Source organism: Micromonospora sp. WMMD737 (genome assembly GCF_049179055.1).
In the GTDB taxonomy this organism is placed as follows: Bacteria; Actinomycetota; Actinomycetes; order Mycobacteriales; family Micromonosporaceae; genus Micromonospora; species Micromonospora reichwaldensis.
Genome location: NZ_JBMHMH010000001.1, coordinates 5296486 through 5316105, shown reverse-complemented (window position 1 = coordinate 5316105; position 19620 = coordinate 5296486). Strand labels below are relative to the sequence as shown.

Here is a 19620-nt window from a genome sequence, read left to right as displayed (position 1 = left end):
GTCACGCTCCGCCCACGGGCAGGGTGACGGTGAACGTGCTGCCCCGGCCCGGCTCGCTGGACACCACGAGGCTGCCGCCGAGCAGGGTCACCAGCCGACGCGCGTACGGCAGACCGAGGCCCGTTCCGCCGACCCGGGTCGCACCGGGCACCTGGTAGAACTCCTCGAAGATCCGCTCCTGCAACTCCGGGGGGATGCCCGCGCCGCTGTCGGAGACGACGAGCGACCAGCGCTCGTCCTGCCGCTCCGCCCGCAGCCGGACCTCGCCGCGCTCGGTGAACTTGAGCCCGTTGTGCAGCAGGTTGCGCAGGACCTGGGCGAGCAGCACCTCGTCCGTACGCAGCGTCGCCGGGACGGGCGGCTCCTCCACCACCAGCTCCACGTCCGGCCGGATGGCGAGGGCCCGCAGCGTGCCGCGCAACTGGCCGAAGACCGGCCGCAGGTCGACCTCGGCCCAGTCGGGCTCGATCCGGCCCGACTCGGCCTTGGCCAGGTCCAGCAGCTCGTTGACCAGCGTGAGGAGGTCACCCGCCGAGGAGCGGATCAGCCCGACCTGGCGGGCCTGCTCGGCGGTGAGCGGGTCGGAGGCGGAGTCGCCCAGCAGCCGGCCCAGGCCGATGATCGCGGTGACCGGGGCCCGCAGCTCGTGGCTGACGTTCGCCAGGAACCGGCTCTTCGACTCGCTGGCCGCGCGCAGCTGCGCGGACTTCTCGTCCAGCTCGGCGTAGAGGGCCACCACGCCCCGGTTGGTCTCCTCCAGCTCCTCGGTGAGCTGGTTGTAGAGCGCCATCACCCCCCGGTTGGTCTCGGCCAGCTCCTCGTTCAGGACGGCCAGCTCGTCGCGCTGGCTGCGCACCTCGTCGAGGGCGGCGATGAGCTGGGCGTTCTGGGCGGCCAGCTCGTCCAGGGCGCTGCCCGGGGCGTTCCGGTCGAGCTCGGACCGCAGCTCGGCGAGACGCTCGGGGGTCAGCACCTCTGCGGTGACCGGGACACGTCGGGACATCCTCACGACCGTATCCCCCTCGCGTGTCACCACGCCCAACTTGTCCACCAACCGCGCCACCGCACCGGACTGCGGCTCGTAGCGCCCCTCGGGCAGCGGACGCACCGGGACGAGGTCCACCCGCAGGTGCCGCCTGCCGTCGACGGCGTCGTGGACGAGGACGAACGCCACCTCCGCCCCGCCGACCGAGTGCAGCAGGTCGCGGGCGACCTCGCTGAGCGCCGTGGCGATGCGTACCTGGTCCTGGTGCTCCAGGCCCACCGCGGCGGCGACCTCACGGCCCCGCTGCCGGAGGACGAAGATGTCGTGTTCGACCCGCAGCGCCATCGTCAGCAGCGGCGCCCCGGCGGACCCGGTCACGACCAGGCCCGGGCGGCCAGGACGCAGGCGTCGTCGCGGCGCGTGCCGGCGTCACGCAGCACCGTCGCGGCCACCACGAGGGGCGACCGGTCGGCGAGACCGGGATAGTCGGCGAGCTGCCAGCGGTCGACCACCCCGTCACTGTGCATGACCAGCAGGGCGTCGGCGTCGAAGGGGTAGTCGTACTCCCGGACCGAGGGTCGCTGGTGCCCGGCGATGCCGGGCAGCGAGACCAGGCCCCGCCGCTTGCCGTCGCCGCCGATCACGACGGCGGCGATGTTGCCCAGCCCCGAGTAGCGCAGCACCCCGGCCGACGGGTCCGGCTCGGCCACGGCGAGCGCCGCGCCCCGGGTGTGCGACATCGAGCGGTGCAGGTGCGCGACGACCGCCGACGGGGTTCCCGCCGGCGCCTTGCGGAACGCGTCGAGCGCGGCGTCGGAGGCGGCGGAGGCGAGCGGGCCGTGTCCCAGGCCGTCGCAGACCAGCACCTGGCGCCGGCCCTCGGCGATCCGCCAGGCGTACCCGTCGCCGCTGACCGACTCCCCGGGTATCGGCCGGCTGAGCGCGCCGACCCAGGGCCGCTCGCGCCCGCCGTCGGGCTTGGGCCAGACCTGGACGGCGAGGACGGTGCCGCGCGGCGGCCGGGAGTAGCCGTCGAACCAGCTCGCCTGTCGGACGATCGCGCCGAGGCCGATGCCGAGCGTCCCGACGGTGGAGTGCCCGTCCTCGACGGAGGCGGTGAGGTCGGCCATTCCCGGCCCGGAGTCGAGGGCGACCAACTCCACGCCGGCATCCCCGTCGCGCCGCACCGGCCGCAGCAGCAGAACGCCGTCGTCGGCGTGTTTGATGAGGTTGCTGGTCAGCTCGGCGGCGACGATGGACAGGTCGGCGATGCGGGCGTCGCCCAGGGCGAGCTGGGCGCCGAGCCGTTCGGCGGCCCGACGCGCCGTGCTCGCCGCGCTGCCGCTCTCGACCCGGTACCAGACTCCGCGGTCGGAGACCGCGTCGTCGTTCACCGGGCCCATTTGGTGACCGTGATCCGGGTTCCCTCACCCGGGGCGGTCTGGATGTCGAACTCGTCGACCAGCCGGCGGGCGCCGCTGAGCCCGAGGCCGAGGCCGCCGCCGGTGGTGTAGCCGTCGGTCAGCGCCAGGTCGAGGTCGGCGATGCCCGGGCCGGAGTCGGCGAAGACGATCCGCACGCCCCGCCGCCGGCCGTTGTCCACCGTGACCACCTCGACCGAGCCGCCGCCGCCGTACACCAGGGTGTTGCGGGCCAGCTCGCTCGCCGCGGTGACGACCTTGGTCTGGTCGACGAGCGAGAGCTTGACCGCCACCGACACCGTACGCACCAACTGCCGGACGCGTACCACGTCCTCGTCGCTGCGGATCGCCTGCGCCTGCGGCTGGCCCAGGTCGACTCCGGTGGTCATGACAACGCCGTCGTCTCGGGGTCCGGTTCGTCGTCGAACGCGAGCTCGTGCTCGTCGGCGTGGGCCGCCGCGATCAGCTCCATGCCCCGCTCGACGTTGAGGGCCGTCCGGATGCCGTTGAGCGACAGGCCCAGCTCGACAAGGGTGATGGCGACGGCGGGACGCATCCCGACCACGACCGTCTCCGCGTCGAGCACCTTGGAGATCGACGCGATGGTCGACAGCATCCGCCCGACGAAGGAGTCGACGATGTCCAGGGCGGTGATGTCGATGATCACGCCGTGGCAACCGGTGGCGACGATCCGCTCCGCGAGGTCCTCCTGGAGCTGGACGGCCGTCTGGTCGGACATGTCGACCTGGATGGAGACCAGCAGGATGTCGCCGATCTTGAGGATCGGCACCCGTTCCATCAGGCCTCCCGGCGCTGGCGGCGGCCGGTCTCGACCCCGGTGAGCCGGAGCACGTGCCGCAGCGCGTCGGCGAGGCTGGCCTTGGTGGCGATGTCGCCGAACTCGATGCCGAGGGCCACGATGGTCTGGGCGATCTGCGGCCGGATGCCGGAGATGATGCAGTCGGCGCCCATCAGCCGGGCGGCCACCACGGTCTTGAGGATGTGCTGGGCGACCTGGGTGTCCACCGCCGGTACGCCGGTGATGTCGATGATCGCGTAGGGCGAGCCGGTGTCGACCAGGGTCTGGAGCAGCCGCTCCATCACCACCTGGGCCCGGGCCGAGTCGAGGGTGCCGACCAGCGGCACGGCGACCACGCCCTCCCAGAGCTTCACCACCGGGGTGGACAGCTCCAGCAGTTGCTCCGCCTGGTCGGCGATGAGGCTCTCGCGGGTGCGTACGAAGCTCTCGAAGGTGAAGAGGCCCATCTGGTCGATCAGCCCGGAGAAGGCGACGTAGTCGCGCAGCGTCTGAGCGCCGCCGTCCGCCTCCAGCAGCTCCAGCAGCACCTCCTTCAGCGAGAACACGCTGATCGCGGTCTCGGAGGCGGAGAAGCCCTGCCGGGCGCGTCCCCGGGACAGCTCCGAGAGCACGGCGCGCAGCTCGGTGGCCTGTTCGGAGTCGAGGTCGACGGCACCCTGCTCACTGGCAGTGATCATGCTAGAGTGCAGCTCCTGCAGCTGCCGGCGCAGCTCGCCCTGGCTGAGCCGCCCGCGCAGGGACCCGGCGACAATCTCCGTCCAGCGCTGCATGATCCGATCGGCATGACCGGTCAGCAGACCGGCCAGCCGGCTGCTTTCCTCGGCGCTCAACGCCATGGTGAACCCCCTTCGACCTCGACGGCGGACTCTATCACCGGGGGTCGGAGCGCTACTTGTCGCAGGGCAAACGAACGAGGACGGCCACCGGATACCGCATCCCGTTCTGCGTACCACCCCGATCGTGGGATACCGTTTCCCCGATAACAGGAGGTCTGGCGAATGTCCTTGACGGTGCACACGGAACAACGCGGCGACGTGGTCGTCGTATCGGTCGCGGGCGAGCTGGACATGGCGACCGCACCGCAGCTCCAGGACCAGATCACCGACCTGCTCGACAAGGGCCGCAGCCGGCTCGTCTTCGACCTGGCGAACGTCTCGTTCTGCGACTCCACGGGGCTGTCGGTGTTCGTCCGGGCCAAGAACAGCTGCGACGAGGCGGGCGGCGTGGTACGGCTGGCCGCCCCGCAGCGGGGCGTGCTGCGCATCCTCGAGGTGAGCGGTCTCGTCGAGGTGCTGCACACCTACCCGACGGTCGACCAGGCCGTGGCCGGCGATCCCACGCCGGCCTCCTCCTGACGGTTCCCCCTCACGCCTCGTCCTCGATGTGTCGGGGACGGGCGATCACCATGCCCGCGCCGGTCTGCACGGCGAGTGCCGCCAGCAGGAACCCGATCGGGACGGTCCACCCGCCGGTCGTCCCGTAGAGGATGCCCACCAGCAGTGGCCCCAGCGCGGCGATGAGGTAGCCGACGCTCTGGCTGAACGCGGAGAGCGCCACCGTCCCCTCGGTGGTCCGGGCCCGCAGCCCGATGGTGGCCAGGATCATCGGGAAGGCGCTCTGCCCGATCGCGAGCAGCACCACCCAGAGCAGCGCCCCGTCGTGCGGCGCGACGGCCATCCCGACGTAGGCGAGGGCCATCGCGGCGGAGAGCGTCAGCACCAGCGGGTGCAGGGTGCGCAGCCGCCCGGCCAGGGTCGGCATCAGCAGGGCGATCGGCACGCCCAGCGCCGTCACCCCGGCGAGCAGCAGGCCGGCGTCCTGCGGCCGGTAGCCGGCGTCGCGGAAGAGCTGGGCCAGCCAGCCCATGATCGCGTAGGCGCCCAGCGACTGCGTCCCGAAGTAGACCGCCATCGCCCAGCCGAGCCGGCTCCGCCCCGGCCGGATCCGGCGGGCACGGGGCGCCACCGCCGCCGGGGTCGCCGCCCGTCGGGCCGCGCGCGCCCGCAGCGCCAGCGGCACCCACGGGAGTACGGCCACCAGGGCCAGCCCGGCCCACACGGCGAGCCCGGCCCGCCAGGTGCCGAAGAGGTGCGCCACCGGCACCGCCGCCGCGGCGGCCACCGTCGACCCCACCGTCAACGTCATCGAGTACGCCCCGGTGACCAGTCCGACGCGGTGCGGGAAGTACTGCTTGACCAGCAGCGGGAGCAGGACGTTCGCCACCGCGATCCCGGCCAGCGCGAGGGCGCTGCCGGCGATGAAGACCAGCGCGGAGTCCGTGCCGACCCGGACGAGCTGCCCGGCGGCGAGGATCAGCATCGCCACCACCAGCACCCGGGCCGGGGAGTTCCGGCGGACCAGCCGGGGGGTGAGCGACCCGAAGACGGCGAAGGCCACCGCGGGCAGGGTGGTCACGACCCCGGCCAGCGCCCCGGAGAGGGCCAGGCCGCCGCGTACCTCGTCGAGCAGGGCGCCGAGGCTGGTGATCGCGGCCCGCAGGTTGAGCGCCACGAGCAGCATGCCGACGAGCACGAGCAGGCCACCGGCGACCGGTCCGGCCGGCTTGGGGGTGGGACCGGCGGCAGGAGCCGTCGCATCCGCCGGCACGGGCACGTCGTCCGGCCCGGCGACCGTCTCCCGCCCGGAACGTGGTGAGGTTCCGGCGTCGACGGCGGCGGTGGTTGGCGGGGTCATGCGTCCGAACCTACAATCATGGGATGAATTCCGGGCAGGTGTTGTAACCAGTGCCACCGTCGGTTGATTCCGCCGCCGCGCCACCCCGGGGCCACCGGGTGCGGCAGACCATCGCCCAGCTCAGGGAGCGGATCCTCGGCGGCGAGTGGCCGGTCGGCGCGCGGATCCCCACCGAGCCGCAGCTGGTCGCGGCGCTCGGCGTGGGCCGCAACACGGTCCGCGAGGCGGTGCGGGCGCTGGTGCACGCCGGGGTGCTGGAGTGCCGGCAGGGCTCCGGGACGTACGTGGTGTCGACCGACGAGCTGGCGCCGGTGGTGGCCCGCCGGCTCACCGCCGACCGGATGGCCGAGGTGGTCGAGGTGCGCCGCGCCTTCGAGGTGGAGGCCGCCCGGCTCGCCGCGTTGCGGCGTACGACCGAGGACCTGGCGGCCCTGGACGGCGCGCTCGCCGCCCGCGAGGCGGCCTGGCACGACGGCCGGTTCGACGAGTTCGTGGCGGCCGACGCGGCGCTGCACACCGCCGTGGTCGCGGCGGCGCACAACGGCATGCTCGCCGAGCTGTACGCCTCGGTCGGGGCCGCGCTGCACAGCACGATCGCCCAGTCGATGGGCGGCGCGCTGGAGCCGGACCGCTACGTCGACCACTCCCGGCTGGTCGAGGCGATCCGGGCCGGCGACCCGGGCCGCGCGGCGATCGAGGCCGGCGCTTTTCTGGAGCCCTCGCCCGGGGCATAGGTTGTGCCGGACGGAAGACCGGACACCTCGGGAGTACGGATGCTCAAGGGCTTCAAAGACTTCATCATGCGCGGCAACGTCGTCGACCTGGCGGTCGGTGTCGTCATCGGCGCCGCGTTCACGGGCGTGGTCACCCAGCTCACCAAGTCGTTCCTGGAACCGATGGTCCGGGTGCTCATCGCCCTGCTCACCGGCAGCAAGAACGGTCTCACCGGCTCGACGCCGACGTTCCGCGAGATCCCGTTCGACTGGGTGGCGTTCGTCAACGCGCTGATCACCTTCCTGCTCACCGCGGCGGCGCTCTACTTCATGGTCGTCTTCCCGATGAACAAGCTGGCCGAGCGGCGCAAGCGGGGCGAGGAGCCGCCGCCGAAGGCGCCGAGCGAGGAGGTCCGGCTGCTCACCGAGATCCGCGACGCCCTGGTCGCCGCCGGCCACACCACCCCCGGGCAGCGGCGCGGGGCGCTCGACGAGGTGCTCGGCCGCCGGGAGGAACCGCCCACCGGGCGCTGAACCCGGCGCACGCACATCGGCCCCTGCGGGAATCCCGCAGGGGCCACACATTTTCGTACGCCTGTTCGATAGAGTCCCGCCATGGAGCAGCGGAAGCACTGGTGGAACGGGAAATGGGGCCGGCTGGCCCGGCGCGACGTCTTCCTCCGGGTGGACGCCGACCGGTGGCACGTCGAGCAGCGCGCCGGCGGTTCCGAGGGCGTCTCCCGGTTCTACGAGTACGGCACCGCCGAGGAGGCCGAGGAGACGGTCCGGGCGCTGCTCCAGGGCACCGACACGTGGCGCGAACTCTCCCCCCGCCCCCCGTCTGCCTGGTGAGGAACCCCGCCCCGAGATCTTGGACAGTTGGCGTTCGGCCCGAGCGACAACTGTCCAAGATCTCGACGGTGGTTTAGCCGGAGCGGGGGCCGGGAACCGCCCCGGGATGGAGCAGCAGGGCACCGAGCGGCAGGCGACAGTTTCCCGGGTCACCACGGGCATGCGGGTGATCGACGTCGACGGCACCGAGTTCGGCACCGTCGACCTGGTCCAGCGGGGTGATCCCAACGCGGTGACCGTGCAGGCGCCGACCGCCGACCCCGGCAGCAGCCTGGACGAGCTGATCGAGTCGACGGCCGTGGAGGAGCCGGACGTACCGGCCGACCTGGCGGCCCGGCTGCTGCACAGCGGCTACCTGAAGGTCTCCACCGACCTGGTCCGCACCGGCGCGGTCTACGTGCTCGCCGAGCAGATCGCCGACGTCACCGACGACCAGGTACGCCTCGACGTCCCGGCCCGCGACCTGCCGCCCGAGGAGTGACCCCCACCCGCCCGGTCCCGGTCGGCCCCGCCGACCCGCTCGTGGCAGGCTCCACCGCCGGCCCCGGCGACTCGGTCGTGACGGGTTCCACCGCCGGACCCGGCGACGGCGTCGTGACGGGTGCGGACGTCGACTCCGGCGCGGTCGGCCCGCCGGAGCGGCGGCGGAAGAGCAGGAGCATCACCCCGCCCGCGACCAGGCCCCAGAACGCGCCGCCCACGCCGAGCAGGGTCACCCCGGAGGCGGTGACCACGAAGGTGACCACGGCGGCCTCCCGGTCCGCCGGTTCCGCCAGCGCCGAGGTCAGCGCGGTGGCCAGCGCGCCGAGCAGCGCCAGCCCGGCGACCGCCTCGATCAGTACGGGCGGGGCGAGCGCGACCAGCGCGGTGGCCGCCCCGGCGCCCAGGCCCAGCAGGGCCAGCCCGGTCCCGGCGGTGACCGAGGCGATCCAGCGGCGGTCCGGGTCGGGGTGGGCGTCCGGGCCGGCGGCCAGCGCGGCGGTGATCGCGGCGAGGTTGACCGCGTGCCCGCCGGCGGGCGCGGCGAGCACGGTGGTGAGTCCCGTGGCGCGCAGCGCGGCGCCGAAGGGCGGCCGGTAGCCGTAGCCGACCAGCACCGCCATCCCCGGTACGTTCTGCGCGGCCATGGTGACCAGGAAGAGCGGCAACGCGAGGCCCACCATCGCGGAGACGTTCCAGGCCGGCGCGGTCAACTCGACCGCGGGCAGCAGCCGCGCGCCACCGAGCCCGGAGACCGGGGTGGTCAGCGCGATCGCCGCCACCGCGACGACCAGCGCGCCCGGCACCGCCCACCGGCGGGCGAACCGGTGCAGCAGCAGCCAGGCCAGCACCACGGGGACGGCCAGCCGGGGCACCTCGACCAGCGCGCGGACGGGGGCGGTGCAGAGCGGCAGCAGGACCCCGGCGAGCATCGCGCCCGCGATCGGCCGGGGGATCGCCGCGACGGCCCGCCCGAGGGCGGGGAACAGCCCGGCGGCCACGATCAGCGCACCCGAGACGAGGAACGCCCCGACGGCGACAGGCCAGCCGCCGGGCACCGTGCCCGTGGCGACCAGCAACGCCGCGCCCGGGGTGGACCACGCGACGCTCATCGGGATCCGGTGCCGCAGGCCCAGCCACACGGCGGAGATCCCGGAGGCCACGCACACCGCCAGCAGCCCCGAGGCGGCCTGGGCGTCCGAGGCGCCGACGGCCCGCAGGCCGGCCAGCACCACCGTGAACGAGCTGGCGAACCCGACCAGCGCGGTCACCACACCCGCCAGCACCGGTTGCGACCGTCCCGCCATCCCGCCTCCCCCGATCGTTCCGTTTACGGAACAAGAACCTGTAGCACCATAGCGGGGTGCCGCAGACGTCACCAGTCCACCGATCGGCCCCCGATCCGGGCGCCGAGGCCGTCGGTCGCCGGGTACGCGCCCTGCGCGAGGAGCGCGGGATGTCGCTGTCCGCCCTCGCCCGGCTCGCCGGGGTGGGCAAGGCGACCCTCTCCGGCCTGGAGAACGGCACCCGCAACCCGACCCTGGAGACGCTCTACGCGATCACCGCTCAGCTCGGCGTGCCGCTGACGGCCGTGCTCTCCGGCCCGGCGGCCGGGCCGGTCGTCCGTGGCGCCGCGGTGAGCGCCATCCTGCTGGAGGTCTTCGAGGACAGCGACGCCACCTACGAGCTGTACCGGATGCTGGTCGCGCCCGGCCCGGAGCAGCTCTCCCCCGCGCATCAGAGGGGGGTCACCGAGCACGTCACCGTCTTCTCGGGCGTGCTGCGCGCCGGCCCGGTCGACGCGCCGCTGACCGCCGCCGCCGGCGGGCACCTGCGCTGGACCTCGGACGTGCCGCACGTGTACGCCGCCGTCGGCGACGAGGAGGTCGCCGCCAGCCTCCTGCTCCGCTACCCCCGCAGGTGAGCACCAGGCGGCGGGGGTTCAGCCGTCGACGGGGGTCGGCACCGGTAGCCGCCGCTGCACCGCCCAGATCGCCGCCTCCGTACGCGACGCCGAGCCGGTCTTGCGCAGCAGGTTGGACACGTGCACGGTGACCGTCCGCACCGAGATGCCGAGGGCCCGCGCCACCTGCTTGTTGGACATCCCGGCGACCAGGCAGCCCAGCACCTCGATCTCCCGCCCGGTCAGCTCGGCGTCCACCGGATCGATCGGCCGCTGCGACGCCACCATCGACGGGCGCGGGGCGGGCGGCGGCCGGAGCAGCGCCTCGGGGCCCCGGCCGGCGTGGGCGGCGAGCAGCTCGGTCAGCGCGTACGGGTTGCCGCCGGTGCGCTGCCAGACGGCGCGCACCAGCCGGCCGGACGGGCGCGGGTCGGCGTACACCTGGGTCAGCACCTCGGCGACCTCGGCCGGGAGCAGCGGTCCGAGGTGTTGGCGGACGGCGCCCCGGACGCCGCAGAGCCGGGCCAGGGCGCGGACCGCGAGGTCCGGCGCGACGGCGTCCTCGGCGGGCCGGCTCGCCACCACCAGCAGCGCCGGCAGGTCGGCGGCGGTCGCCAGCTCGCCGACGAGGTTCAGGCTGGCCGGGTCGAGGGCGTGCAGGTCCTCCACCACCACCACGGCCGGGCCGGCGCCGACGAGCAGCCGGACGACCCGCACCGCGAGGCGGAGCAGGGTGCCCGGCGCGTAGCGCTCGCGCGGCGCGGTCGGCTGCTGGGCGAGCCAGGCCAGCGCGTCCGGCGGCAGGTCGAGCCGGCTCGTGTCCCGGCCCGTGAGCACGGCGGCCAGCCAGTCGTACGGGGCGGGGCTGTGCACGCGGGCGGCGCCGGAGAGCACCACCGCCGGTCGGGGGGCGAACGCGTCGAGGGCGGCCGAGACCAGCAGGGACTTGCCCACCCCGGCGGCTCCGGTGATCACCGCGACGGTCGGCGCGGACCGTCGGCCGGCGACCACGGTGGACCACGCCCGGTCGAGCTCGAGCAGCTCGCCGGCGCGTCCGACCATCGACACCGGCATCATTCCCCAACCCTACGCAGTAGTGCGTAGAGACGGCGGGAGGGTGTTCTTGGCAAGCTTGACCCCATGACGCTGATCCTCCGCTCGGCCATCCTCAACGACATCGGCCTGGTTCGCACCAACAACGAGGACTCCGCCCTCGCCGGTGACCGCCTCGTCGCGGTCGCGGACGGCATGGGCGGCCTGCCCGCGGGCGAGGTGGCGAGCGAGATCGTCATCCGCATCCTGGACGAGCTGAGCCCGCCGACGACCCCCGACGAGGCGGCCGCGGCGCTGCGCGCCGTGGTGAGCACCGCCAACCGGCGCATCCACGCCGCCATCACCGTCGACCCGGCGCGTGACGGCATGGGTACGACGCTGACCGCCGCCCTGCTCGCCGGGGACGCGCTGGTGCTGGCCCAGGTGGGTGACTCCCGCTGCTACCTGCTGCGCAACGGGGAGCTGACCCAGCTCACCCGCGACGACACCTTCGTCCAGGCGCTGGTGGACCAGGGGGCGCTCTCACCCGAGCAGGCACGGCACCACCCGCAGCGGTCCCTGGTGACCCGGGCGGTGCAGGGCTCGGACACTCCCCCGGCGGTCGGGGTGCTCACGGTGGTCGCCGGCGACCGGCTGCTGCTGTGCAGCGACGGGCTCTCCGACTACGTCGAGGACGGCACGATCGCCGCGACGCTGATCACGTACGGCGACCGTCACCACTGCGGCGAGCAGCTCGTCAAGCTCGCCCACCAGGCCGGCGCGCCGGACAACGTGACCGTCGTGGTCTCGGACGTCGTCGCCGGCTGAGCGCGTCCCGGCCGCCGGCACCTTCGACATCTGCCGATCGGCCGACCGGGCGTCGCCGTCTCACCGGCGATTGCGGTTGCGGCGACCGCCGGGCCGGGATGGGATGGGCGGATGACCGTCCGCCGGGTGAACGCCGAAGAGAGACTGTCCACCAGCTTCGCGCTCGGCGCGTACGCCTTCGAGGCGTCGCCGCGCAGCGCGGCCCGGGCGGAGGAGTTCCGCGGCTACCTGCCCTACAACAAGGGCAACCGGACGCTGGTCGTCGAGGAGGGCGGCACCACGCTGGCCGCCGCCTCGGCCATCCCGATGCGGCAGAACCTGCGCGGCGAGGTGCTGCCGATGGCCGGCGTCGCCGGGGTGGCGAGCCATCCGCTGGCCCGCCGGCAGGGGCACGTACGCACGCTGATGCACCAGCTCCTCGACGAGATGCGCGACGAGGGGCACCAGCTGAGCGCGCTCTACCCGTTCCGGCCGTCGTTCTACGCCCGGTTCGGCTACGTGGGGCTGCCGAAGCCGCGTACGGTCACGTTCTCGCCGGCCGACCTGGGCGAGCTGCTCGGCGCCGACCTGCCCGGCGAGGTGGGCTGGGAGCGGATCGGCGAGGGCTACCGGGACTGGCGCGCGTTCACCGAGCGGTGCCTGAACGAGCGGCACGGCTTCGCGATCTTCCCCGGCTACCGGGACGTGGGGTTGCGCGACCGTGACGAGCACTGGCTGCTGACGGCCCGCACGGGCGGTACGGTCACCGGCGCGGTGCTCTACCGCATCGACGACCACGGCGGCACGCTCGCCGCCGGCGACCTGCTCGCCGCCGACCCGCTGGCCCGGGCACTCATGTTGCAGTTCTTCGGCCGGCACGTCGACCAGGTGGAGCGGGTGACCGTGCAGGTGCCCGTGGACGAGGTGCCGGAGCTGTGGCTGACCGACCTGGCCGTGCACGTCGAGGCGCGGGTGGCCCGACCGAGTTACGCCGCGCCCATGGCCCGGCTGCTGTCGATCGACGCGCTGGCCGGGCTGCCCGTCGGGGCGGGCCGGGTGCGGGTGGAGCTGACCGGCGACCGGTGGCTGACCGGGTCGTACCTGCTGGACGGCACGACCGGCGCGCTGGAGCTGGTCACCGGGGCCTCCGCCACGGTCGGCTCGCCGCCGACCGCCACGCTGACGGCCGCCGGCCTCTCCGCCCTGGCGTACGGGGTTATGGATCCGGTCGAGGTGGGCCTGCGGGGGCTGGGCGACGTGTCGACGGACGCGGCGGCGGAACTGCGCCGCCTCTTCCCCCGCCAGAACCCGTACGTCTTCGCCGACTTCTGACCCCCGCCGCCCGCGAGCTCAGGTCAGTAGGGGTTTCCGTGGCCGGCGGGGCGACCGCGCAGCAGGCCGGTGGGGCGGCCCGGCAGGTGGCGCGCCGCCGACATCGGCGGGCTGGCGGTGTGCGCCCGGTCGGCCATGCCGGCGAAGAGTTCCTTCAGCGCGCTGAGCGCGTCGTGGCGCGGGTGCCAGCCCAGCTCCGTCTCGGCGCGCTCGCTCGACATCAGCGGCGCGTGCAGCGCCAGCTCCACCCAGCCGGCGTCGATCGGTTGCAGCCGCGCCCTCCAGGTCAGGGCGGCGGCGACGCGCAGCACCGGGGCGGCGACGGGCACCGTCCAGCCGTGGAAGTGCCGGGCCACCAGCTCCGGGGTCAGCACCGGGTCCGCGGCGACGTTGAACGCGCCGCGCGCGTCACCCAGGACCGCCCGGGCGTACGCGTCGGCGACGTCGTCGGTGTGCACCGCCTGCATCCGCAGCCGTGGGTTCGTCGGCACCAGCGGGATCCGGCCGAAGCGCAGCAGCCGGACGGGCGCGAACGGTCCGAGGAAGTAGCGGGTGATCTCGGTGGCCGCCGCCCGCTGGAAGTTCAGGCCGGGCCGCAGCCGCACCACCCGCAGCTCCGGATGCTCGCGCTCGGCCCGGTCGAGCAGCGCCTCCACCTCGGCCTTGTCCCGGCTGTACGACGAGCCGGGCACCCCGGTCGCCGGCCAGCGCTCGGAGATCGGATGGTCCTTCGGGCCGGACGCGTAGACGCCGACCGACGACGCGTACACCAGAGCCGGCACGCCGGCGCGGACCACGGCGTCGATCACCGCCGCGCTGCCGCCCACGTTGGTCCGGTGCAGCACCCGCTGGTCGTGGCTGGGCTGGATCTGCCAGGCCAGGTGCACCACCGCGTCGGCGCCGGCGAAGACCTCGGCGAGCTGGTCGGTGGCGCCGGGCAGGCCGACGTCGCAGGAGTGCCATTCCACCTGGTCGTACGGCTCGCCGCAGTCCGGCCCCGGCAGCCGGCGGGCCACCCCGGCGAGTTCCACTCCGCGTTCCCGCCGCAGCCGGCGCAACAGGGCGGTGCCCGCGTTGCCGGTCGCCCCCACCACCACGATCCGCATGACCGCCCCGTACCCGGTCAGCCCCGGCTCAATCGCCGATCACGCCCACCGTCGGGCGTACGGCGGGCGGCGCGCCCGTCAGGGGCGGGGCGAGCGCACACCCGTCAGGGGCCGTCAGGGGCGGGGCGAGTGGCGGAGCCAGTTCTTCTGCCCGCCCCGGCGGCGGCCCTGCGAGGCGGCGAGGCAGCGCGGGCAGATCCGGCCGACGGGGTCCGCCTCGGTGAGCACGTCCGTCGAGGCGTACTCGAACCGCACGTGCGGGAAGCGGCGCAGCCGGGTCCGGCTGAGCGGGAGCCCGCAGACGGTCTGGTTCTGCCCCGGCAGCCAGGCGTGCACCTCGCCGGCCGGTTCCCGTACGCCATCCGGCCCCGCCCCCTCGCTCGACGCCGCCACGGCCGGGCTGCTGCTAATCCTCATACGGCCACGATTCCCCACCCCACCCCCGCCATGCCTGCCCCGCCCCGGCCCGCCCCCCGCCGGGTCGATCATGCAGTTGTGGTGGGCGGAATGATGCTGTATACCGCTTTTGCGGGGCACCACGACTGCATGATCGGCGCTATCTGGGGCGGGCCCAGGCCGTGAAGCGGTCGGACAGGTCGGTGGCGGGACGGGTGGCGTCGAGATCGGTCAGGTCATCGGCGGCCTCGACCTGGAGGGTGGCCAGGTGGACGAGCAGGGCCGTGCGGTCGGTCCGGTACTCGCCGAGCAGGCGCAGCTTCGCCGCCGAGCAGGGCCAGGCGATCCCGCAGGCCGCGCAACGCCAGGTCGGGCGGGACGGTACGTGGTCACGACGCTGGGTCACCGCGACGGCTCCCCGACGACGGCCGCCCGGTCCAGCCGCACGGAGGCGTACCGCTCGCGTGGCCGGAGCGTGCCGTCCGGGTTCAGCTCCCGGCCGCGCAGCTCGACCCACTCCGCACCCTCGAACGGGCCGCGGTCGAGGACCTCGGTGACGTACAGCGTGAGGGCCCCGACGCCGAACCGGTAGGAGTCCTCCGGCACGCGAATCACCTCGCCCGGCGCGATCGTGCGCCCACCGCGCGGCCTGTCGACCGTCACGTCTTCCTCCCGCCCGTCGGCCGGCCCGTCACCTGGAAGGGGGCCGCCCCCGGACGCCCGCCGGAGGCGGCCCCCGCGAGGACCGCCCCCGGCCAACGCTCCACGAGCGACCCTCGCTGGTGACACTCTGCTGTGGAGGTGACTACGCTCGGAAGGCTCCGCGCACGTCCGGGCCGGGCTGGCCGAGCCCACGCCCGACGGGTGGCGGCGCGGGTAGTCGATCTTCAAACTGGGAGGCCCTGAATGGCCGACGTGCCGAGCCCGCTCGCCGCCTTCATCGTGGGCGAGATCCGCCGCGCCCGGGGCGGCGCCGGCATGACGCAGGAGACCTTCGGTCGGGGCGCGGGCTTCAGCGCGTCGCACGTCAGCGCCGTCGAGGGCGGCACGCGGGCGCTGACCATGGACTTCATCAAGGGCGCCGACCGGGCGCTCAAGACCGGCGGACTCTTCGAACGGCTCGTCGCCAGCGTCGGCGCCCCGTCCTGGTTCCTACCCTGGCTCGACGCCGAACGCGCCGCACGGCAACTACGGCTGTTCGAGCCTCTGCTGGTTCCCGGGCTGCTGCAAACCGAGAACTACGCCCGCGTGGTCATGCGCCTCAACGACCTCCTGTCAGCGACGGAGGTCGACCAGCAGGTCAGCGCCCGAATGGACCGGCAGAGCATCTTGACCGGCGAGAACCCGCCCCAACTGGTCGCGGTCCTGGACGAGTCGGCACTGCGCCGGACAGGCGACGGATTCAGCGGCATCATGGCCGAGCAGGTGTCGCACCTCGTCGCGATGGCGGAACTACCGCACGTTCACGTGCACGTGATTCCAGCGGCGACCGGCCTGTACATCGGGTTGTCCGGTCCCTTCGCGCTGGCTCGGTCCGCCGACGGCGGGTGGGTGGGGCATCTGGAAAACCAGCTGGGTGGAGTTGTGGCGGACAGTAAGGATGATGTGGCTAGTCTTCTGGCGAAGTGGGAAGGCGTGCGGAACGAAGCACTCCCGCATCGGCAGTCCATCGACCTCATGAAGGATGTGTGGAGCCATCATGGACCTCAGTAGCGCTCAGTGGCGCAAGTCCAGCCGCAGCGGTTCGAGCGGCGGGAACTGTGTCGAGGTGGCCGACAACCTGCCCGGCGTGGTCGCCGTCCGTGACTCGAAGGACCCGACCGGCCCCGCCCTGACCTTCGCCCCCACGGCGTGGCGCGCGTTCGTCACCCGCACCGCCGGGCGGGCCTGACCTCCTCCCGTACGCCGGGAGGTGCCCGCACCGGGCCTGCCTCATCCCGTACGCCCGGAGACGCCCGCCCACGACGGGCCGGCGTCTCCGGCGGCGGTTGCCTGCGCTCGGCCGGCCCTCACCCGACGGCACCCGTGTCACGTCGACCGGGGGTCTCCAGCCGCGAACCGATCGTCGTGAAACCCCCGCCGGAGCGGGCGGCGTCGGCGATGGCCGTGAGCACCTCGAGGACGTGCAGCCCCCGGGTCGCCGCGGCCAGCGCGGGCCGCCCCGCCAGGATGGCCCTGGCCATCTCGACCAGGCCCATCCCCATGAATCCGTCGGAGTCGCGTGGGCCGGGGAGCACCTCGACGAAGTCGGTGCTGCCCGCCGCCCTGAGCAGCACGGGGCCGCCCCACGAGTTGGCCTGCGCCGCGACGATCGTGCCCTCGGTGCCGTGGATCTCCAGGTGCGGCGTACGCGTCGCCACGACGTCGAAGCTGGTCACCAGCATGCCCACGGCCCCGCTGGCGAACTCCAGGACGCTGTTGATGTGGGTGGGCGTCTGCACGCTGAAGGTCGACCCCGCGCGGGGCCCGGCCAACACGACGCGTTCGGTACGCGCGGTCGCGCCCAGCGCCCCCACCCGGACGACGGAACCCATGAGTTCGGTCAGCACCGTGAGGTAGTACGGACCGATGTCGAACAGGGGTCCGGCGCCCTCCTGGTAGAGGAACTCCGGCTCGGGGTGGAAGCGTTCCGGCCCGGCGTTCATCATGGCGGCGTTCACCGAGGTCGGGGTGCCGATCGCGCCGTCGGCGAGCAGCGCCGCGCAGGTCTGCGCCCCGAGGCCCAGGAAGGTGTCCGGCGCGGTGCCGACCTGCAACGACCGCGCCCGGGCGGCCTCGACGATGCGGTGACCGTCGGCCATGGTGGTCGCCAGGGGCTTCTCCGTGTAGACGTGCTTGCCGTGCTCCAGGGCGCGCAGGGTCACCTCGGCGTGCGCCCTGGGTGGGGTCAGGTTGAGGACCAGGTCGACGTCCGGATGGGTCAACAGGGCGTCGACCGGGTGCACCTCCGGCACCGCGTGGGCAGCGCCGAGCGCCCGCGCGCGCGCCGGGTCGGCGTCGGCGCAGGCGACGACGGTGACCGCCGGGTCCCCGGCAACGTTGGCCAGGTAGCGGGAACTGACGTTTCCGCACCCCACGACCCCCACCCGCACGGACCCGCCGGTGTGGACCATGTCAGGAGAGCCTGATCTCGTGGCCGGCCCGCGCCGACTCGTAGATCCCGTCGAGCATGCGCATGACCTCCGTGCCGTGGGAGACGGGAGCCACCGGCTCGGCCTCTCCCAGGCACAGCGCCACGAAGTGCGCGATCTCGTTGGCGAACCCCTCGGCGAAGTCGAAGCTGAGGTGGTCGATCTGGGGTCCCACGTTGAGGACGGTGTCGTGCATCTCGGTGGCGATCCGGAGCTGGGGTTCGAGTTCCGCGCCACCGCGCTCGCCGAACACCGCCACTTCGAGGCGGTCCTCGAGGGCGTGCAGGGAGTAGCTGGTCTCCAGCGTCAGGGACGCCCCGTTGTCGAAGCGGATGAGGGCCGTGGCGAAGTCCTCGACGTCGCTCTGGGTCGGGTCGTAGTCCGCGACCTTGTACCGCGACAGCGACGTGACGTTGGCCCGGTTGCCCAGCCGGGTGTGGGTGACCGCGCTGACCGTGACGGCCTTCGGGGTGCCCATGAAGTACCAGCAGAGGTCCAGCACGTGCACGCCGATGTCGATGAGCGGTCCCCCGCCGGAGCGCTTGTGGTCCGCGAACCAGCCACCGGGGTTGCCGAGCCGTCGGATGTTCGTCGCGCGCGCGTGGTAGACGTCGCCCAGCAGCCCGGCGTCGACGAACGACTTGAGGACCTTGGCGTTCGCGCCGAAGCGCCGGACGAAGCCGACCTCCAGGTGCCTGCCGCTGCGCTCGACGGCTCCGACGAGCGCCTCGGCCTCGCCGGCCGTACGGCTCAACGGCTTCTCCACCAGCACGTGCTTGCCGGCGTCCAGCGCCGCCGTGGCGATCTCCGCGTGGCTGTCGTTCCACGTGCAGATGCTCACCGCGTCGATCTCGGGGTCGGCGAGCAGGCTGTCGAGCGTCGGGTGCACGCGGGTCACGCCGAAGGTCTCGGCCTTCTGCGCGCTCCGCTCCTGGTTGACGTCGAACACCCCGACGAGGTGGACGTCCGGGTTGGCGGCGTACGCGCCCAGGTGCATCTCCGCGATGCTCCCGACGCCGATCACGCCCACGCCGAGCCGACTCACTTGGCCGCCTCCGCCTCGGCGAAGAGCCGCTTCGCGTTGGCCAGACCGATCGGGTTGGCCATCAGGCACTCCTCGATGCCCTCGAACTCGATGGACACGAAGCCGTCGTAGCCGGCGTCGACGATGCCCCGCACGATCCTGCGCATGTCGAGGTCGCCGTAGCCGACGATGGAGCCGAGCAGGTAGGTGCCGCCGGGGGTGTGGTGCCAGCCCTCGCCGGGGTACTGCGAGCGGACGTAGAAGTCCTTCAGGTGCACGATGCTGGCGTACGGTGCGTTCTCGGCGACCGACACCACCGGGTTGTCGTCGACCGACATGAAGTTGCCGACGTCGAGGGTCGTCTTGAAGTTCGGCTCGTCGACGAGGTGGATGAGCCGGCGTACGCGCTCACCGCCGTTCATCAGCAGGCCGTGGTTCTCCACGCTGGTGGTGATGCCGTACGGGGCGGCGTACCGGGCGATCTCCTTGCACGCCTCCACCATGCGGGGCAGCAGCGCCTCGAACTCGGCGATGTCCTTCGCCCGGTGGGCCCACTTGGCGACGTCGTGGCGGAAGAGCTTGATGTCCAGCGCGGCGGCCACCTCGATGTGCCGCTTGACCCGCTGCATGCTCTTCTCCGCGTCCGCGCCGAGGAGGTCGGCCGGGACGACGAGGTTGGACAGGGTGACGCCCTGGTCCGCCGCGCGGGTCTTGATCTCCTGGACGAACCCGGGGTCCTGGTCGAGGGTGGAGGTGTCGTTGGAGATCTCCGGGGAGAGCGACACCGTCGCGATCTCCATGTGGGTGGCGTCGCTGGCGCCGATCCAGTCGATGACCTCGAGGAGGCTCATCCGGTTGGTGCGCAGCTGCTGGTAGAAGGAGTAGGAGCTGAAGCCGAACTGCACTGGTACTTCCTTTGCTCGG

General features: G+C 73.4%; 25 protein-coding genes. 10 read left to right on the top strand and 15 right to left on the bottom strand.

Annotation, left to right across the window (positions count from 1 at the left end; translation table 11 throughout):
• Position 1: 1 nt before the first annotated feature.
• From ACN27A_RS23540 to ACN27A_RS23520, 5 genes are read right to left on the bottom strand one after another with little or no spacing between them, the layout of a single operon-like run.
• Positions 2-1330 (bottom strand): ATP-binding protein, encoded by a 1329-nt coding sequence (locus ACN27A_RS23540; protein WP_421458573.1) that lies wholly within the window; start codon positions 1328-1330, stop codon positions 2-4.
• Positions 1331-1359: 29 nt separating this feature from the next.
• Positions 1360-2388 (bottom strand): SpoIIE family protein phosphatase, encoded by a 1029-nt coding sequence (locus ACN27A_RS23535; RefSeq protein WP_421456855.1) that lies wholly within the window; start codon positions 2386-2388, stop codon positions 1360-1362.
• Positions 2376-2795: an ATP-binding protein gene (locus tag ACN27A_RS23530; protein WP_421456854.1), complete on the bottom strand. Its 420-nt coding sequence runs from the start codon at positions 2793-2795 to the stop codon at positions 2376-2378. Before ACN27A_RS23530 ends, ACN27A_RS23535 begins: the two co-directional genes overlap by 13 nt.
• Positions 2792-3205: an STAS domain-containing protein gene (locus ACN27A_RS23525; RefSeq protein ID WP_421456853.1), complete on the bottom strand. Its 414-nt coding sequence runs from the start codon at positions 3203-3205 to the stop codon at positions 2792-2794. The genes ACN27A_RS23530 and ACN27A_RS23525 overlap by 4 nt, the downstream gene beginning before the upstream one ends.
• Positions 3205-4062 carry an STAS domain-containing protein gene (locus ACN27A_RS23520; protein ID WP_421456852.1) on the bottom strand — a complete coding sequence of 286 codons (858 nt, stop codon included), beginning with the start codon at positions 4060-4062 and terminating at the stop codon, positions 3205-3207. Before ACN27A_RS23520 ends, ACN27A_RS23525 begins: the two co-directional genes overlap by 1 nt.
• A gap of 162 nt (positions 4063-4224) precedes the next feature.
• On the opposite strand from ACN27A_RS23520, the gene ACN27A_RS23515 reads away from it, so the two are divergent.
• Positions 4225-4581, top strand: coding sequence for an STAS domain-containing protein (locus ACN27A_RS23515; protein WP_092381119.1), 357 nt, complete (start codon positions 4225-4227; stop codon positions 4579-4581).
• 10 nt (positions 4582-4591) lie between these two features.
• On the opposite strand, the gene ACN27A_RS23510 is transcribed toward ACN27A_RS23515, so the two are convergent.
• A complete protein-coding gene (locus ACN27A_RS23510; RefSeq protein WP_421456851.1) occupies positions 4592-5920 on the bottom strand; it encodes an MFS transporter in 1329 nt (442 codons plus the stop codon).
• A gap of 50 nt (positions 5921-5970) precedes the next feature.
• Here ACN27A_RS23510 and ACN27A_RS23505 point away from each other — a divergent pair, with 50 nt between their 5' ends.
• The 4 genes from ACN27A_RS23505 (at position 5971) to ACN27A_RS23490 (ending at position 7966) form a co-directional block, all read left to right on the top strand.
• Positions 5971-6654 carry a FadR/GntR family transcriptional regulator gene (locus tag ACN27A_RS23505; RefSeq protein ID WP_421456850.1) on the top strand — a complete coding sequence of 228 codons (684 nt, stop codon included), beginning with the start codon at positions 5971-5973 and terminating at the stop codon, positions 6652-6654.
• A 39-nt stretch (positions 6655-6693) separates the two neighbouring features.
• Positions 6694-7167 (top strand): large conductance mechanosensitive channel protein MscL, encoded by a 474-nt coding sequence (gene mscL / locus ACN27A_RS23500; RefSeq protein ID WP_421456849.1) that lies wholly within the window; start codon positions 6694-6696, stop codon positions 7165-7167.
• Positions 7168-7248: 81 nt separating this feature from the next.
• Complete coding sequence (locus tag ACN27A_RS23495) at positions 7249-7485, top strand: hypothetical protein (protein ID WP_421456848.1); 237 nt, start codon at positions 7249-7251, stop codon at positions 7483-7485.
• Between the two features lie 106 nt (positions 7486-7591).
• Positions 7592-7966: a hypothetical protein gene (locus ACN27A_RS23490; protein WP_393168681.1), complete on the top strand. Its 375-nt coding sequence runs from the start codon at positions 7592-7594 to the stop codon at positions 7964-7966.
• Here ACN27A_RS23490 and ACN27A_RS23485 read toward each other — a convergent pair.
• Positions 7908-9272, bottom strand: a complete 1365-nt coding sequence (locus ACN27A_RS23485; RefSeq protein ID WP_421456847.1) for a benzoate/H(+) symporter BenE family transporter — start codon at positions 9270-9272, stop codon at positions 7908-7910. The two genes, ACN27A_RS23490 and ACN27A_RS23485, sit on opposite strands and share 59 nt — an antisense overlap.
• Positions 9273-9421: 149 nt before the next feature.
• On the opposite strand from ACN27A_RS23485, the gene ACN27A_RS23480 reads away from it, so the two are divergent.
• Positions 9422-9889 carry a helix-turn-helix domain-containing protein gene (locus ACN27A_RS23480; RefSeq protein WP_421456846.1) on the top strand — a complete coding sequence of 156 codons (468 nt, stop codon included), beginning with the start codon at positions 9422-9424 and terminating at the stop codon, positions 9887-9889.
• Between the two features lie 18 nt (positions 9890-9907).
• On the opposite strand, the gene ACN27A_RS23475 is transcribed toward ACN27A_RS23480, so the two are convergent.
• On the bottom strand, positions 9908-10945 hold the full coding sequence (locus ACN27A_RS23475) for a LuxR C-terminal-related transcriptional regulator (RefSeq protein WP_421456845.1): 1038 nt from the start codon (positions 10943-10945) through the stop codon (positions 9908-9910).
• A 63-nt stretch (positions 10946-11008) separates the two neighbouring features.
• Between ACN27A_RS23475 and ACN27A_RS23470 the strand changes: the two genes are divergently transcribed.
• Both ACN27A_RS23470 and ACN27A_RS23465 read left to right on the top strand, forming a co-directional pair.
• The gene (locus ACN27A_RS23470) at positions 11009-11728 is read left to right on the top strand and encodes a PP2C family protein-serine/threonine phosphatase (RefSeq protein ID WP_421456844.1); all 720 of its coding nucleotides are present in this window, start codon (positions 11009-11011) and stop codon (positions 11726-11728) included.
• Positions 11729-11839: 111 nt separating this feature from the next.
• Complete coding sequence (locus tag ACN27A_RS23465; protein ID WP_421456843.1) at positions 11840-13039, top strand: GNAT family N-acetyltransferase; 1200 nt, start codon at positions 11840-11842, stop codon at positions 13037-13039.
• Positions 13040-13062: 23 nt separating this feature from the next.
• Here the strand turns inward: ACN27A_RS23465 and ACN27A_RS23460 are convergent, their stop codons facing one another.
• The 4 genes from ACN27A_RS23460 to ACN27A_RS23445 all read right to left on the bottom strand — a co-directional run bounded on the left by ACN27A_RS23460 (position 13063) and on the right by ACN27A_RS23445 (position 15204).
• Positions 13063-14145, bottom strand: coding sequence for an NAD-dependent epimerase/dehydratase family protein (locus tag ACN27A_RS23460; protein ID WP_421456842.1), 1083 nt, complete (start codon positions 14143-14145; stop codon positions 13063-13065).
• Between the two features lie 114 nt (positions 14146-14259).
• On the bottom strand, positions 14260-14562 hold the full coding sequence (locus tag ACN27A_RS23455) for a hypothetical protein (protein ID WP_421456841.1): 303 nt from the start codon (positions 14560-14562) through the stop codon (positions 14260-14262).
• A gap of 139 nt (positions 14563-14701) precedes the next feature.
• Positions 14702-14947: a flavin reductase gene (locus ACN27A_RS23450; RefSeq protein ID WP_421456840.1), complete on the bottom strand. Its 246-nt coding sequence runs from the start codon at positions 14945-14947 to the stop codon at positions 14702-14704.
• The gene (locus ACN27A_RS23445) at positions 14944-15204 is read right to left on the bottom strand and encodes a hypothetical protein (protein ID WP_421456839.1); all 261 of its coding nucleotides are present in this window, start codon (positions 15202-15204) and stop codon (positions 14944-14946) included. Before ACN27A_RS23445 ends, ACN27A_RS23450 begins: the two co-directional genes overlap by 4 nt.
• 243 nt (positions 15205-15447) lie before the next feature.
• Here ACN27A_RS23445 and ACN27A_RS23440 point away from each other — a divergent pair, with 243 nt between their 5' ends.
• Both ACN27A_RS23440 and ACN27A_RS23435 read left to right on the top strand, forming a co-directional pair.
• Positions 15448-16254, top strand: a complete 807-nt coding sequence (locus tag ACN27A_RS23440) for a helix-turn-helix domain-containing protein (RefSeq protein ID WP_421456838.1) — start codon at positions 15448-15450, stop codon at positions 16252-16254.
• Positions 16241-16432, top strand: coding sequence for a DUF397 domain-containing protein (locus ACN27A_RS23435; protein ID WP_421456837.1), 192 nt, complete (start codon positions 16241-16243; stop codon positions 16430-16432). Before ACN27A_RS23440 ends, ACN27A_RS23435 begins: the two co-directional genes overlap by 14 nt.
• Before the next feature lie 118 nt (positions 16433-16550).
• On the opposite strand, the gene ACN27A_RS23430 is transcribed toward ACN27A_RS23435, so the two are convergent.
• The 3 genes from ACN27A_RS23430 to ACN27A_RS23420 are packed head-to-tail and all read right to left on the bottom strand — an operon-like array spanning position 16551 to position 19601.
• The gene (locus ACN27A_RS23430; protein ID WP_421456836.1) at positions 16551-17654 is read right to left on the bottom strand and encodes a Gfo/Idh/MocA family protein; all 1104 of its coding nucleotides are present in this window, start codon (positions 17652-17654) and stop codon (positions 16551-16553) included.
• Between the two features lies 1 nt (position 17655).
• Positions 17656-18717, bottom strand: a complete 1062-nt coding sequence (locus ACN27A_RS23425; protein WP_421456835.1) for a Gfo/Idh/MocA family protein — start codon at positions 18715-18717, stop codon at positions 17656-17658.
• The gene (locus ACN27A_RS23420) at positions 18714-19601 is read right to left on the bottom strand and encodes a sugar phosphate isomerase/epimerase family protein (RefSeq protein ID WP_421456834.1); all 888 of its coding nucleotides are present in this window, start codon (positions 19599-19601) and stop codon (positions 18714-18716) included. Before ACN27A_RS23420 ends, ACN27A_RS23425 begins: the two co-directional genes overlap by 4 nt.
• Positions 19602-19620 lie beyond the last annotated feature (19 nt).

What these genes read in the sequence shown, in the direction of transcription:
- ACN27A_RS23495 (WP_421456848.1), top strand. Translation starts at nt 7,249, where the DNA reads ATGGAGCAGCGGAAGCACTGGTGGAACGGGAAATGGGGCCGGCTGGCC.
- ACN27A_RS23470 (WP_421456844.1), top strand. Translation starts at nt 11,009, where the DNA reads ATGACGCTGATCCTCCGCTCGGCCATCCTCAACGACATCGGCCTGGTT.
- ACN27A_RS23510 (WP_421456851.1), bottom strand. Translation starts at nt 5,920, where the DNA reads ATGACCCCGCCAACCACCGCCGCCGTCGACGCCGGAACCTCACCACGT.
- ACN27A_RS23480 (WP_421456846.1), top strand. Translation starts at nt 9,422, where the DNA reads ATGTCGCTGTCCGCCCTCGCCCGGCTCGCCGGGGTGGGCAAGGCGACC.
- ACN27A_RS23455 (WP_421456841.1), bottom strand. Translation starts at nt 14,562, where the DNA reads ATGAGGATTAGCAGCAGCCCGGCCGTGGCGGCGTCGAGCGAGGGGGCG.
- ACN27A_RS23530 (WP_421456854.1), bottom strand. Translation starts at nt 2,795, where the DNA reads ATGACCACCGGAGTCGACCTGGGCCAGCCGCAGGCGCAGGCGATCCGC.
- ACN27A_RS23525 (WP_421456853.1), bottom strand. Translation starts at nt 3,205, where the DNA reads ATGGAACGGGTGCCGATCCTCAAGATCGGCGACATCCTGCTGGTCTCC.
- ACN27A_RS23520 (WP_421456852.1), bottom strand. Translation starts at nt 4,062, where the DNA reads ATGGCGTTGAGCGCCGAGGAAAGCAGCCGGCTGGCCGGTCTGCTGACC.
- ACN27A_RS23460 (WP_421456842.1), bottom strand. Translation starts at nt 14,145, where the DNA reads ATGCGGATCGTGGTGGTGGGGGCGACCGGCAACGCGGGCACCGCCCTG.
- ACN27A_RS23475 (WP_421456845.1), bottom strand. Translation starts at nt 10,945, where the DNA reads ATGATGCCGGTGTCGATGGTCGGACGCGCCGGCGAGCTGCTCGAGCTC.
- ACN27A_RS23440 (WP_421456838.1), top strand. Translation starts at nt 15,448, where the DNA reads ATGGCCGACGTGCCGAGCCCGCTCGCCGCCTTCATCGTGGGCGAGATC.
- mscL (WP_421456849.1), top strand. Translation starts at nt 6,694, where the DNA reads ATGCTCAAGGGCTTCAAAGACTTCATCATGCGCGGCAACGTCGTCGAC.
- ACN27A_RS23435 (WP_421456837.1), top strand. Translation starts at nt 16,241, where the DNA reads ATGGACCTCAGTAGCGCTCAGTGGCGCAAGTCCAGCCGCAGCGGTTCG.
- ACN27A_RS23485 (WP_421456847.1), bottom strand. Translation starts at nt 9,272, where the DNA reads ATGGCGGGACGGTCGCAACCGGTGCTGGCGGGTGTGGTGACCGCGCTG.
- ACN27A_RS23515 (WP_092381119.1), top strand. Translation starts at nt 4,225, where the DNA reads ATGTCCTTGACGGTGCACACGGAACAACGCGGCGACGTGGTCGTCGTA.
- ACN27A_RS23465 (WP_421456843.1), top strand. Translation starts at nt 11,840, where the DNA reads ATGACCGTCCGCCGGGTGAACGCCGAAGAGAGACTGTCCACCAGCTTC.
- ACN27A_RS23430 (WP_421456836.1), bottom strand. Translation starts at nt 17,654, where the DNA reads ATGGTCCACACCGGCGGGTCCGTGCGGGTGGGGGTCGTGGGGTGCGGA.
- ACN27A_RS23535 (WP_421456855.1), bottom strand. Translation starts at nt 2,388, where the DNA reads ATGGGCCCGGTGAACGACGACGCGGTCTCCGACCGCGGAGTCTGGTAC.
- ACN27A_RS23490 (WP_393168681.1), top strand. Translation starts at nt 7,592, where the DNA reads ATGGAGCAGCAGGGCACCGAGCGGCAGGCGACAGTTTCCCGGGTCACC.
- ACN27A_RS23540 (WP_421458573.1), bottom strand. Translation starts at nt 1,330, where the DNA reads ATGGCGCTGCGGGTCGAACACGACATCTTCGTCCTCCGGCAGCGGGGC.